Source organism: Oceanomicrobium pacificus (assembly GCF_009833495.1).
In the GTDB taxonomy this organism is placed as follows: Bacteria; Pseudomonadota; Alphaproteobacteria; order Rhodobacterales; family Rhodobacteraceae; genus Oceanomicrobium; species Oceanomicrobium pacificus.
In genome coordinates, this window is the sequence record NZ_WUWG01000003.1 from 16,150 (window position 1) to 29,213 (window position 13,064).

Consider the following 13,064-nt stretch of genomic DNA (forward strand, 5'->3'; position numbering starts at 1 on the left):
GAAAATATGCGGAAATCGACACTGATCGGCGCTCTGCTCGCCGGATCGACACTGGGGGGAGGCGCGGCATATGCCGACGACCATCTCCGGATCGTCGACGAGCCCCTGGAACTGACCATCCAGATGAACCACGCCCGCTACCCGGTCTATGAGGAAAGCTGGCCGGTCGAGCAGGCCGCGCGCGAACTGACCGGCATCCACCTGAAGGACGCGACCGTCGGCGCCAACATGCGCACCGACGAGAATACCGGCAAGACCGAGGCGCTGAACCTGATGCTGGCGACGGGCAACATCCCCGATATCGTCGGGTCGAGCCGCCTGAAAGACTTCGTGAACCAGTACGGTCCCGAAGGCGCTTTCGTGCCGCTCAACGATCTGATCGAAGAGCATGCGCCGAACCTGAAAGCCTATTTCGCGGAGCGCCCGGAAATCGCCGCGGCCATCTCGGCGGCTGACGGGAACATGTACTACATCCCCTACCTGCCGGACGGCAAATACGGCCGCGCCTACTTCATCCGCTACGACTGGCTGGAGAAACTGGGCCTCGAAGTGCCGGAGACCGTGGAAGAGGTCGAAGAGGTGCTGCGCGCCTTCAAGACCCAGGATCCGAACGGCAATGGCATGCAGGACGAAGTGCCCTTCTTCGCCCGCCAGTGGCCGGAGCTGATCCGTCTCGTGACGCTCTGGGACGGCCGGTCCTCGGGCTCCGACACCTATCACGATTTCTACGTCGACAATGGCGAGCTGAAGCACCCCTATGCGGGCGAAGGCTATCGCGACGGGATCTCCAACCTCGCGCGCTGGTATGCCGAAGGTCTGGTGGATGCCGAAGTGTTCACCCGCGGCTCCTCCGCGCGTGAATATCTCCTGTCCGAAGATCTGGGCGGCATGACCCACGACTGGTTTGCGTCCACTTCGGGCTATAACCGCCTGTCGGAAAGCATCGAGGGCTTCGAGTTCAAGGCCTTCGCCCCGCCGGCATCCGTGTCCGGCAAGCGGATCGAGGAACATCGCCGCATTCCGATCAAGCCCGACGGATGGGCCATCGGCGGCATGAACGAGCATCCGGTCGAGACGATCAAGTATTTCGACTTCTGGTTCACCGAGGAAGGCCGCCGTCTGGCCAACTTCGGCGTCGAGGGCCAGCAGTATGAAATGGTCGACGGCAAGCCGAAGTTCACTGACGCGGTGCTGAACAGCGACCAGCCGGTGAACAACCAGCTCTACGGTGTCGGCGCGCAGCTTCAGGCGCGTGGCTACTTCCAGGACTATGCCTACGAAGAGCAGTGGTCGAACGAGTTCGCGCTCGAGGGCATCGCGCTCTATGACCAGGGCGACTACCTGATCGACCAGTTCCTGGGCGTGGCGTTCGATGCCGAGGAGCAGAAGGTCTACGACCGCTACTGGCCGACCATCCGCGACTATATGCTGGAGCGCCAGCAGGGCTGGATCCTGGGCAATGGCGATGTCATGGCCGAGTGGGACGACTATCTCGCGACGCTCGATGACATGGGCTACCAGGACGTGCTCAAAGTCATGAACTCGGCCTACAAACGCCAGTATGGCGGCTGAATAGCTGACTTGAAAACCGGGACGCGCGCAACCCGACCGCGCGCGTCCCACTCAACCTTCCCGCATTTCGGAGATCAATTGCATGTCAACGGACGCACCTTCTTTGTCCAATGTGACCCTCGACGAACCCGCTGCCGGCCGGCTGAACATCCAGTATGCGCCGACCGAAACCAGCGTGCTTGCCGAGAACCCGCCGCGCTTCACGTGGTTGCCGGTCATCGAGGACGAGGCGCGCTACATGCTCCGCCTGTCAGCCGATCCGGCCTTCCCGGATGCAGACACGACGGTGATCACCGATCTGCCGCTCAATTTTCATACGCCCGACACGGCGCTGGCCCCGGGCAGCTATCACTGGTCCTACGCCGTCTGGGACCCAGCCGGAGGGGCGCGTGCCTCGGACTGGAGCAGCACGCGCAGCTTCACCGTCGCGGATGGCCTGCCCGAGACGCCGCTGCCCGGACGCGCGGCGCGCTACGCCAAGGCCGGCAAGGCGCATCCGCGCCTCTGGCTCGATGCCAAGGCGCTCAAAAGCTTCTCTGCTGCGGTGGCCGCCGACGCGGATCATTGCAACTGGCAGACCTTTTTCGACAAATCCGTCCAGCCGTGGATGGACCGCGAGATCATGGAAGAGCCGGCCGGCTATCCCGGCCACAAGCGCACGGCAGATGTCTGGCGCGCGACCTATATCGCCTGTCAGGAATTGATCTACGCGATCCGCCATCTGGCCATCGCGGGCAAGGTCACCGGCGATGCCGCCCTGACGGCGCGGGCCAAGGACTGGCTGCTGGCCGTGGCCGAATGGGACCCGGCGGGCACGACATCGCGCGGATATACCGACGAATGGGCGTTCCGCGTGAACGTGGCGCTCGCATGGGGCTATGACTGGCTGCATGACGACCTGTCGGACGACGAACGGGACCGCGTGCGCGACGCGCTGCTCGCCCGCACACGCGAGACCGCCGACCATGTGATCCGGCATGCGACCATCCATGTCTTTCCCTATGACAGCCACGCGGTGCGCGCCGTCTCCGCCGTGCTGGTGCCGGCCTCGATCGCGCTCCTTCACGATGCCGAGGAGGCGCGGGACTGGCTCGACTATTCGATCGAGTTCCTGTCGACCGTCTATTCGCCCTGGGGCGACAGCGACGGCGGCTGGGCCGAGGGGCCGCATTACTGGATGACCGGCATGGCCTATCTGACGGAGGCAGCCAACCTTTTGCGCGCCTATGTCGGCATCGACCTCTACAAACGGCCCTTCTTCCAGAAGACGGGCGATTTCCCGCTTTACACCAAGGCGCCTGATACGCGCCGCGCGACCTTCGGCGACGACAGCACCATGGGCGACCTGCCCTGCCTCAAGATCGGCTACCTTCTGCGCCAGTTCGCGGGCGTCACCGGCAACCGTGCCTATCAATGGTATTTCGAGGAGATCTGCCGCAACGATCCGGGCACCGAGGGCGCCTTCTACAATTACGGCTGGTGGGACCTTAATTTCGACGATCTGGTCTATCGCCACGATTTCCCCGAAGTGGACGCTGCGGCCCCGCCGGCCGAGGAAGCGCTGCGCTGGTTCCGCGGGATCGGCTGGGTCGCCATTCAGGAGCGGATGGACGATCCAGACGGTCATATACAGTTCGTGATGAAGGCTAGCCCCTACGGGTCGATCAGCCACAGCCACGGCGATCAAGGGGCCTTCTGTCTGGCCGCTTTCGGGGAGGATCTGGCGATCCAGTCCGGCCATTACGTCGCCTTCAACTCCACCATGCATCAGGGCTGGCGGCGCCAGACCCGGTCGAAGAACATGCTGCTGATCGACGGGCAGGGGCAATATGCCGACAAGGACAAGGCGCGCGCCCTGCGGGCCACGGGCCGCATTCTGGAGGCGACGGAACATCCCGACCATGTCTGCATCCGGGCGGACGCAACTGCCGCCTATGCCGAGGTCGACCCTGACATCACGCGGGTCGAGCGCGATGTCTATTTCGTCAACAAGAGCTATTTCGTCATCGTCGACCGGGTGGATGCCGAACGGCCGGTGACGCTCGATTTCCTTCTGCATGCCAACGGGCCGATGCAGCTTGGCGAGACGACCTTCCGCTATACCGGCGAACGGGCCGGCTTCTACGGCAAGCTCCTCTGGTCGGAGGCCGGTGCCGCCACGCTCACGCAGGAAACAGGTTTTCCGGGCGTCGACCCGGCGGAATATGAGGGGCTGCCCGTCAGCACCTGCCTGAAGGCGCAGTTCCCCAAAGCCCGCCACCACCGGATCGCGACGCTGCTCGTGCCCTATCCGCTGGCGGCACCGCGGCGCGTCTTCTCCTTCCTCGATGACCAGGGATACGACTGCGACCTCTATTTCACCGACGCCGAGGAGCGCAGCTTCAAGGTCGTCGTGCCAAAGACTTTCGACATCGGTCGCCGGCTGGAGGCCGGTGATCCGAGCAACAGCAAAGGGACAAAATCATGAATCTCAAGGGCAAGACAGCCATCGTCACCGGCGGTGGCCGCGATATCGGGCGGGCATGCGTCATGGCGCTGGCGGAAGCCGGGGCAAATGTCGCCATCAACTATCATTCGAGCGCCGAGGGCGCCGAGAGCGCGGTGGCCGAGATCACGGCCAAGGGCGGCAAGGCCTTCGCGATGAAGGGCGACATGACGAACCCCGATGATGTGAACGCGCTTGTCGACCGGGCCGCGTCCGAACTGGGGGGCGTGGACATTCTGGTCAATAACACGGGCGGTCTCATCGGCCGGAAATCCATCCTCGAGATGGATCTCGACCATTGGCAGAAGGTAATGGACCTGAACCTCACCTCCATCTTCCACGCCGTGAAAGCGGCCGTACCGCGGATGAAGAACGGCGGCGCGATCGTGAACATCGCCAGCCAGGCCGGTCGCGACGGCGGTGGCCCGGGCGCCGCGGCCTATGCCACCTCGAAGGGCGCGGTCATCACGCTGACACGCGCGCTGGCCAAGGAGCTCGGCCCCGATATCCGGGTCAATTCCATCAACCCCGGCATGATCGACACGGATTTCCACAACATCTTCACCAAGGATGCCGTGCGCACCGCCGTGGCCAATGCCACGCCGCTCAAGCGCGAAGGCCGCCCCGAGGAAGTGGGCGATCTGGTCGCCTATCTGGCGTCGGACAAGGCCAGCTTCATGACCGGCGCGTCGGTGGATCTGAACGGCGGTACCGTCTTCTCCTGACCGTTTCCTGACCGCAGGCCTGCTCGGCCGAAGAGCAGGTCTCCGGTCTCGCGCCCCGGTTGGTCCTCCCTTCCGGGGCGCGGCCCTGTGCACGGCGCCAATGGTGCCGTGCCGCCCCTTGCACTCGCGCACCGATCCATGCCCATCTGTCGACGGACCCTGACGGCAGGAGGCGGCTGTGCCGACATTCGATTATCAAGGGCGGGAGATCAGCTACCGCACGGCCGGCACGGCCGGACCGCTGGTTCTGTTCCTGCATTGCTCCAGCAGTCATAGCGGCCAGTGGAAGGGCCTGATGGAGACGCTGTCGCCGCGGTTCCGCATTGTCGCGCCGGACCTGCACGGCTACGGGCGCAGCGCCCCGCTGCCCCGCGACGGAAGCTCTTTCCGGATCCACGATGCGGGTGCCGTCGCGGCGCTGGTCGAGGATGCCGGAGCAGGGCCTGCGCATCTGGTCGGCCATTCCATGGGCGCGACGGTGGCAGTGCAGACCGCGCTCGACCACCCCGCGCAGGTTGCGAGCGTGACCCTCATCGAGCCGGTCCTGTTCGGCCTTCTGGAAGTGGCCGGCGATCCGCTCCGTCTCGACTATCTGCAGATCGCCCATGACATGATGGTTCTGATGGACCGCGATGCGCGGGCCGACGCCGCGCAACGGTTCATGGATTTCTGGATGGGGGCAGGGGCGTTCGATATGCTCGACGCCCACACACGCGACTATGTGGTCGCCACTATCGACCGGGTGATCGACGACTGGCGCGGCATTTCGCATATGGCGCCCGATGCGCTCGGGATCGCGGATATCGCGGCGCTCGACCGTCCTGTCGAACTGATCTGGTCGGATGCGACCCATGCCTCGGTGCAGGCGATCATGGCCCGCCTGGCCGACAGTCTGCCGCAGGCGCGATGCAGGCAATTCGCGGGCGGCGGTCATATGGCGCCCGTCACCCGGCCCGATCTGGTGGAGCCGCATATCCGCGCGGCCCTCGACAGGTTCACCGGGTAAGGCCGAAAGTCAGGCGCTGTAGCGCTGGCTTTCGGCGGCTTCCGCATCGGCGGGCGGCGCAGGCGCGACGGCTGCGAGCGCCCCCTGCAGCGACACGGTGCCGAGCGTTTCCCCTTCGGGTCCGACCACGGCGCAGACCCCGTCAGGAGCGGCGGCGAGCGTCGTCAGCGCCTGTTCGATCGTCATGCTGGCGGGGATCGCGGCACCGGAGGTCAGCTTGCGCCCCGGCTCCATGATCGCGGCCACTTTCAGAACCCGCGCACGGTTAATGTCCTTGGTGAAGTCGGCAATGTAGCTGTCCGCCGGGCGCAGCACGATGTCCTGCACCTCACCCTTCTGGATCACTTCCCCGTCACGCAGGATGGCGATCTGGTCGCCCAGCCGCAGCGCCTCGTCCAGATCATGGGTGATGAAGACGATGGTCTTGTGCAACTCTTCCTGCAGGTCGAGCAGGATGTTCTGCATCTCGGTCCGGATGAGCGGATCGAGCGCGGAGAAGGCCTCGTCCATCAGCAGGATCTCCGCATCGGTTGCCAGCGCGCGGGCAAGGCCGACGCGCTGCTGCATCCCGCCCGACAGCTGGCCGGGATAGCGGTCCTCATATCCCGCAAGGCCCACCCGTTCGATCCAGTGACCGGCGCGGTTCGCCGCATCGGCCCCTTCGATCCCCTGGATCGTCAGCCCGTATTCGACATTCTGCTGGACGGTCCGGTGCGGCAGCAGCCCGAAATGCTGGAACACCATAGAGGCGGTGAACCGGCGCAGGTCGCGCAATTCGCCCGCATCCATCTGGGTGACATTCTGGCCGTTGATCAGGATGTCGCCTGCCGTCGGCTCGATCAGCCGGTTGATATGGCGGATCAGAGTCGACTTGCCGGAGCCGGACAGGCCCATGATGACCTGGATGCGGCGTTCGGGAATGTCGATGTTGATGTCCCGCAGGCCCAGAACATGGCCGTGCTTGTCCAGAAGCTCGGCCTTCGACATGCCGTCCTTCACCAGCGGCAGCACCTTTTGCGGCGTGTCGCCGAAAATCTTGTAAAGCTCGCGGATCCTCAGTTTCGGCTCAGCCATTTTTTCCATCCATTCGGTGGGCCTGAAGGCGCTTGCCATAGGTCTGCGAGACGCGGTCGAAGATGATGGCGAGCGCCACGATGGCCAGCCCGTTCATCAACCCCAGCGCCAGATACTGGTTCGAGATCGCGCGCAGCACCGGCACGCCCAGCCCTTTCACGCCGATCATGGAGGCGATCACCACCATGCCGAGCGCCATCATGATCGTCTGGTTCACACCGGCGAAAATATTGGGCAGCGCGAGCGGGATCTGCACCCCGAAGAGCCGCTGGCGGTAATTGGCGCCAAACGCATCTGCGGCTTCCAGCACCTCCTTGTCGACGAGCCGGATGCCTAGGTTGGTCAGCCGGACGATCGGCGGGATCGCGTAGATGCAGACCGCGATCAGGCCTGGCACCTTGCCGATGCCCAGAAGCATGACGACCGGGATCAGGTAGACGAAGCTCGGGATGGTCTGCATCACGTCGAGCACCGGCGTGATCGCGGCCTGTGCGCGGTCGTAGCGGGCCATCAGGACCCCGATCGGGATGCCGACAACGATGCACAGGATGGTCGCGACCGAGATGATCGCGAGCGTCGCCATTGTGTCCTCCCACATCCCCAGATAGCCGATCACGAGGAAGGCGATGACGCTGCCCAGCGTGATTTTCCAGCTGCGCGCACCGAACCATGTCAGTGCGGCGATCACGCCGATGACGATCGGCCAGGGCGTGGCCAGCAGGAGTTTTTCGAACCAGATCAGGAATTGCAGGAGTGGGTTAAAGAAATCTTCCATCCCCTCCCCATATGTGCGGGAGAAGTCGCGGAACCCGGCATCGATCGCCTTTTTCAGGTCGCGGAGCTGTTCCCGTCCCATTTCGGGGAACTCGGTGAAAAATTCCATGCTTCGTCCTTCAGTTTCGTCTTCGGTCTGGCGTCCGATATGCGAAGGGCGCGGGCGGATCCGTCCGCCGCGCGCCCCACGATCTTTCCGCGGTCAGGCTCAGAGCGCTGCCTTGACCTTTTCGGCCACGTCAGCCGGCACCCACTCCGACCAGACCTCTTCGTGGTTGAGCAGGAATTCGAAAGCCGCATCTTCACCGCCGGCCTGATTGTCCTGCATGTAGACGAGCATGCCGTTCATCACCTCGCCGGGGAAGATCCGCTTCTTGAGATAGTCGATCGCGGGACCGCCCTCGTTCATGAACTTGTCGGTGATGACCGTGTGCACCTCGGACTTGGTCCAGGCCGAGGGTTTCGGGTCGGCACATTCCTGTTCCGGCTTCACGAGGCAGCCGTCCCAATTGTCCTTGCCGGCAAACTCCACCTCGAAGGGGATCAGCTGCATATTGTGCTTGCCGATCATCGCGGTGGGCGACCAGTAGTAGCCGAACCAGTATTCGTCACGCTCCACGGCCTTGGTCATGGAGCCGTCAAGTCCGGCGGCCGAACCGGGATCGACCAGCACCCAGCCCTTGTCTTCCATCTCGAAGGCGCGGAACAGGTTGGCATTCACCAACTGGCAGCCCCAGCCTGCGGGGCAGCCGACAAAGGCCCCCTTTGACGGGTCTTCGGCATAGGGGAAGAGGTCGGGGCGTTCGAGGATCTTCTCGACCGTGTCGAGGTCGGGATGGTCGGCCACGAATTTCGGGGTCACCCACCAGCCTTCGCCCAGATCGGTGATCGGCCCGTCGACCGTGCTGTGCAGGCGCCCTTCGGAGAAGGCGACCTCCAGCGGTTCGCGGACCGCGTTGATCCAAAGCTCGCCGGCCACGCCGGGCTCACCCTTTTCATTCATGGAAGCGAAAGTGGTCTGGGTTGCGCCGGGCACCAGTTCCACGTCGCAGCCATATCCTTCCTCGAGGATGATCTTGTCGACATTGGCCATCAGCTCGCCCGAGGCCCAGTTCCATTCGGCCATGCTGACCGAACCGCACTCGTCAGCCTGTGCCAGACCCGGCAGCGCCATCATTCCGCCTGCGCAGCCCAGTACCAGAAGTTTCTTGAGAGTCATTGGGGTCCCCCCGTCTCATCATCAGATCCAGCGGCAAAATCCCTGTTGCCGCCGCGACCGCCCCGGATGGGCGATTTCCCCCCGCACCGATACCGGCAGGTTGGGGAGCAAGCCTTAGCGAAACATGTATGCTGCTGCATATCAACCCCGCTGCCCGAGTCCGTTCCCGCTTTGGACCCGCCCGGTTCGCCCTGTCGCCGAACCCGCACAATCCGTTGCAAGAATTTGAAAAAGAAGCCGAAATCTGAACTGTAGGGATGCGATCTCTCCGGTCATTCTCGGCTGACGCCAGGTCACCTGAAGACCGCGACGGGAACGGGCTGTTCACGCTTGCTCACATTCCGGGAATGGCGGGCCGTGTTGGCAGTCTGGATCAACAGCGAAGTCCGGAAATGCGGGAGGGGTCGTTGCCGCGCCTATTGTGCCCCCACAGCAGCGGCATGCAGAGTGCTCCGAGCCGCATTTCCGGGTTCTCCACCAGAGCCTTACGATACCGCACCACCAACGCCCTGTCATTCGGGGCGCTTGGCATGGGCGGATGATTGCCTAAAATCCAAACAAATTGGGAAATGTTTCGGTCCCGGTCACCGGAAAACGCAGTCGTGCAGGTGTGCGCCTGAACCGCTTGGACGGCTGACGTCAGCGCAGGTTCACATCCGCCCGATCCGTTCCAACCCGTCGACAAGGCAGGCTTGTCCGTCCGCTTCCAGCTTCGCCTTCAGCCCGTTGCGATCGCCGGTGGTGGCGGCCAGTTTTCGCAGGAGCGCGTCACGGCCCACCGGGCTGTCGATGAAGGTGCGGGTCGGGATCAGTGCCTCGACCGGACTGCCGAGGGTGAGGATCGAGCGGTAGCCCCCCAGTGCCTCGAAGAGCGTGGCCGTGCAGGCCGCACTGTCCTCGGCACAGAGCGCATCGCAGGCGGCACGGAGCGGCGCGGCGAGGTCGGCTTCCGCGAGCCAGCCAGCACCTACTTTCCCCTTCAGGGGATGCCCGTCGGGCAGGGCTGCACGCGCGGTTGCCGCATCATCACTGTCAGCCCCGGTTTCGTCCCAGACGAGCATCTCCATCGTGTCGGGATAGCGCGGATCACCTGCCGCTGCGGCAAACCCGCTGCGTTCGCGTGCCGCGAGCGCAATCAGTGCCATCCGCGCGGCGCGCGGCTCGCCCAGGTCGACGAATGCGAGCGCATCATCGAACGATGCATCGACGGACCAGATCGCCTGCCAGGCGCGCGCTAGCGGATCATCGGAGGCCGCGATCCAGACTGTGCCCGACAAGCCGCCCGGCTGGCGCAAAAGCGCGATCCGCGCATCCCGGTCAAGGCTTTCCAGCCAGGGGCCCTGCAAGTCTGCGGTCTTGTCGATGACCGAGATCAGGACCTGTGCCGCGTCGCTCTCTTGACGCGCCAGATCTGCCAGCGCGGGCAGTGCGGTCTCCTCTTCTCCGGCGAGCCAGGCCGAGACCGCATCGACAAAGGCGGGATCAACTGCGCCGTCCGGCGCGGCGCGGGCCGAGGTCGCGGCAAAAGCTGCCACGGCGATGGCACCGCCAAGAAGATAGGTCAGAAAACGGGTCATGCGGGGCACTCCGATCGCAGGCAAGTCCTTGCCAACTCTAGGCAAACAGGATCGACGCTTGCAAGCATCGCGGCCTTGACCCCGATCAAGGCAGCCCTGTGGCGAGGTGCCTATCCTGCGCATCGAAAGGAGCCTGCCATGACCCTTGCCGAACCGAAAACCGCCCGCAAATCCCGAAGCGGCGCAGACAAGCCCCGCCCGAAGCCGGACGCTTCCGCACTCTTCGAGACCGGGACTTATCCCTATCCGGACAAGATGGACCGGGGGACGTACGAGAAGGAAAAAGCAGCGCTTCAGGCGGAACTCCTGAAGGTGCAGCTCTGGGCGGAGGAGGCAGGCGAGAAATTCGTCCTGCTCTTCGAGGGCCGCGACGCGGCCGGCAAGGGCGGCACGATCAAACGGTTCATGGAACATCTGAACCCGCGCGCGGCGCGGGTCGTCGCCCTCAACAAACCCACATGGGAGGAAAACGGCCAATGGTATTTCCAGCGCTATCTGGAACATCTGCCGACCGTGGGTGAAATGGTCTTCTATGATCGGTCCTGGTACAACCGCGCCGGGGTCGAGCGGGTGATGGGATTCTGCGCACCCAATGACTATCTCGAATTCATGCGGCAGGCGCCGTCGCTGGAGCGGATGCTGGTCCGGTCGGGCATCCGGCTTCACAAATACTGGTTCTCGGTCACGCGGGAAGAACAGCAGGCGCGGTTTCGGTCCCGCCAGACCGACCCGCTGAAGCGCTGGAAGCTGAGCGCCATCGACGTGGCCTCGCTCGACCGGTGGGACGACTATACCGAGGCCAAGGAGGCGATGTTCTTCTACACCGACACGGCCGATGCGCCCTGGACGGTGATCAAGTCGAACTGCAAGAAACGCGCGCGGCTCAACTGCATGCGGCACTTCCTGTCGACGGTCGACTATCCGGACAAGGACCATGCGATTGCGACCCCGCCGGACCCGCTCATTGTCGGGCGGGCCGAGCAGGTCATCAGTCGCGCGGACCATATCCTGGCCACGTCGCTCCACCCGGCGACACGCAAGAATGGCGGCGAGCCGCCGGCGGACCTTCGGCGTACCTGAATTTCTTTCCAGGCAGGCTGTTTGCACGCTAGGCTGACCCCAAAACAGCGGGAGCAGCGCGTGGACGAGCAGATTTTCCAACGGTTTGCCCGGCGGGAAGCGGAACATTGGTGGTGTATCGGCCGACGCGCGATCCTGCGGGACACGGTCGCCGCCGAGATCCCGAAGCCCGATGGCCGGCCCTTGCGGATTCTGGATGCCGGTTGCGGCACCGGCGGCAACCTGCCCGTTCTGGCCGAATTCGGAGACGTGGACGGGTTCGAGTTCAATGACGGCGCGGCCGCGCTCGCATCGGAACGGCTCGGCAAGCCCGTTCCCTTCGGCGCCTTGCCGGACGGCATTCCCGACTATCCCGACCCGTTCGACCTGATCGTGTTGCTCGACGTGCTCGAACATATCGAGGATGACCGCGCCACGCTTCGAAATCTGGCTGCCAAACTGGCGCCCGACGGGCGTTTGCTCGTGACCGTGCCGGCTTTCCAGTTCCTATGGTCGCGACATGACGAGTTGCACCACCATTTCCGGCGGTACACGAAGGCGACGCTGTCCGCTGTTGCGCAGGATGCCGGCCTGACGGTCGAGAAGAAGTTCTACTTCAACAGCACGCTTTTTCCGGCGGCCGTTGCGCAACGCATGGCGATGCGGCTGAAGCAGAGCGATGCTCCGGACGCCGATGTGCCACGACCGGTGATCAACGAGACGTTCAAGCGGATCTTCCTTGCCGAACGCCACATCGTGCGACATGTGCCGATGCCGGTCGGGCTGTCGCTCGGGGCAGTTTTGACGCTGAAGGATTGAACACACGGTTTACCTATTCCGTTCAGCTTCATCCGGTCGCTTGCCATCGCGAGACATAGTCGCCCTGTAGCGCCTTACCGGTCCCATGCGACGCTGACTTGCGCACCGCGTAGAAAAGGTAGCTGCGTTGCGGCGTGAGTTTGCCACGCGCTCGAACGCGGTTTCCTGTTCCGGTCGGGTCCTCGATGCGCCAAGGCTTGTCGCGCGGGCGCTCCGGGATCAGCATGCAATCGATAAGTTCGCAGTTGCAAGCGCGGACCCAGAAGGCAAACACCAGTTCCGGACTGAACTGGTAGAAGCCATGCCCGAACCAGTTGTTGCCGGGTGCCATGGACATGAATATGCCGCCGTCTTTCAGGAGCCGATATGCGTTCGTCATGGATGTCTTTACATCGAAGACATGCTCCAATGTGCCGCCATCGAAAACGAAGTCGTATGTGCCTTCCAAAGAGTCCGGGATCGGGTCGTTCAGGTCGTGCACATGGGTTGCGCCTTCGAAGTCCGAAAAGTCGAGGCTGTCGACTTGCCCGGCGCCGAGTGCGCGAAACAACGGCTCGGTGTATCCCTCTGGATCGGAGAGTTGGCTTAAAGGCGTTCGCTGACCTATTTGTCGTAAGCGCTGTTCCGCAAGCGTCTTGAAATGCGGCCGGGTGATATGCAGCTTTTGACGGCCAAGCATCACCATCGTGAAGTTCGGCTCGAGATGAGGCGTGATACTCAGGAGTTGCGTCAGAACTGCAATATCTATTCCCAT

Annotated in this window: 11 protein-coding genes; 6 read left to right on the plus strand and 5 right to left on the minus strand. The window is 63.7% G+C overall.

Translation table 11 applies throughout. The annotated features are described in order from the left end of the window. The first annotated feature begins 6 nt into the window (after positions 1-6). The 4 genes from GSH16_RS06630 (at position 7) to GSH16_RS06645 (ending at position 5,788) form a co-directional block, all read left to right on the plus strand. Positions 7-1,572, plus strand: a complete 1,566-nt coding sequence (locus GSH16_RS06630; RefSeq protein ID WP_160853310.1) for a type 2 periplasmic-binding domain-containing protein — start codon at positions 7-9, stop codon at positions 1,570-1,572. Positions 1,573-1,684: 112 nt separating this feature from the next. Beyond that, on the plus strand, positions 1,685-4,039 hold the full coding sequence (locus tag GSH16_RS06635; protein ID WP_328803220.1) for a DUF4962 domain-containing protein: 2,355 nt from the start codon (positions 1,685-1,687) through the stop codon (positions 4,037-4,039). Beyond that, entirely contained in the window at positions 4,036-4,782 is a 747-nt protein-coding gene (locus GSH16_RS06640; protein ID WP_160853314.1) for an SDR family NAD(P)-dependent oxidoreductase, read from the plus strand. The genes GSH16_RS06635 and GSH16_RS06640 overlap by 4 nt, the downstream gene beginning before the upstream one ends. A gap of 178 nt (positions 4,783-4,960) precedes the next feature. Beyond that, a complete protein-coding gene (locus GSH16_RS06645) occupies positions 4,961-5,788 on the plus strand; it encodes an alpha/beta fold hydrolase (RefSeq protein ID WP_160853316.1) in 828 nt (275 codons plus the stop codon). A 9-nt stretch (positions 5,789-5,797) separates the two neighbouring features. On the opposite strand, the gene GSH16_RS06650 is transcribed toward GSH16_RS06645, so the two are convergent. The 4 genes from GSH16_RS06650 to GSH16_RS06665 form a co-directional block, all read right to left on the minus strand. Then, positions 5,798-6,862 carry a quaternary amine ABC transporter ATP-binding protein gene (locus GSH16_RS06650; protein WP_160853318.1) on the minus strand — a complete coding sequence of 355 codons (1,065 nt, stop codon included), beginning with the start codon at positions 6,860-6,862 and terminating at the stop codon, positions 5,798-5,800. Further along, positions 6,855-7,745: an ABC transporter permease gene (locus GSH16_RS06655; RefSeq protein ID WP_160853320.1), complete on the minus strand. Its 891-nt coding sequence runs from the start codon at positions 7,743-7,745 to the stop codon at positions 6,855-6,857. Before GSH16_RS06655 ends, GSH16_RS06650 begins: the two co-directional genes overlap by 8 nt. Positions 7,746-7,844: 99 nt before the next feature. Continuing rightward, positions 7,845-8,855, minus strand: a complete 1,011-nt coding sequence (locus GSH16_RS06660; RefSeq protein ID WP_160853322.1) for a glycine betaine ABC transporter substrate-binding protein — start codon at positions 8,853-8,855, stop codon at positions 7,845-7,847. 650 nt (positions 8,856-9,505) lie between these two features. Next, complete coding sequence (locus GSH16_RS06665) at positions 9,506-10,432, minus strand: hypothetical protein (protein WP_160853324.1); 927 nt, start codon at positions 10,430-10,432, stop codon at positions 9,506-9,508. Positions 10,433-10,570: 138 nt separating this feature from the next. Between GSH16_RS06665 and ppk2 the strand changes: the two genes are divergently transcribed. Both ppk2 and GSH16_RS06675 read left to right on the plus strand, forming a co-directional pair. Further along, positions 10,571-11,512 carry a polyphosphate kinase 2 gene (gene ppk2 / locus GSH16_RS06670; protein WP_160853326.1) on the plus strand — a complete coding sequence of 314 codons (942 nt, stop codon included), beginning with the start codon at positions 10,571-10,573 and terminating at the stop codon, positions 11,510-11,512. Positions 11,513-11,572: 60 nt separating this feature from the next. Continuing rightward, entirely contained in the window at positions 11,573-12,310 is a 738-nt protein-coding gene (locus tag GSH16_RS06675) for a class I SAM-dependent methyltransferase (RefSeq protein ID WP_160853328.1), read from the plus strand. Between the two features lie 28 nt (positions 12,311-12,338). On the opposite strand, the gene GSH16_RS06680 is transcribed toward GSH16_RS06675, so the two are convergent. Next, a complete protein-coding gene (locus GSH16_RS06680) occupies positions 12,339-13,064 on the minus strand; it encodes a class I SAM-dependent methyltransferase (RefSeq protein WP_160853330.1) in 726 nt (241 codons plus the stop codon).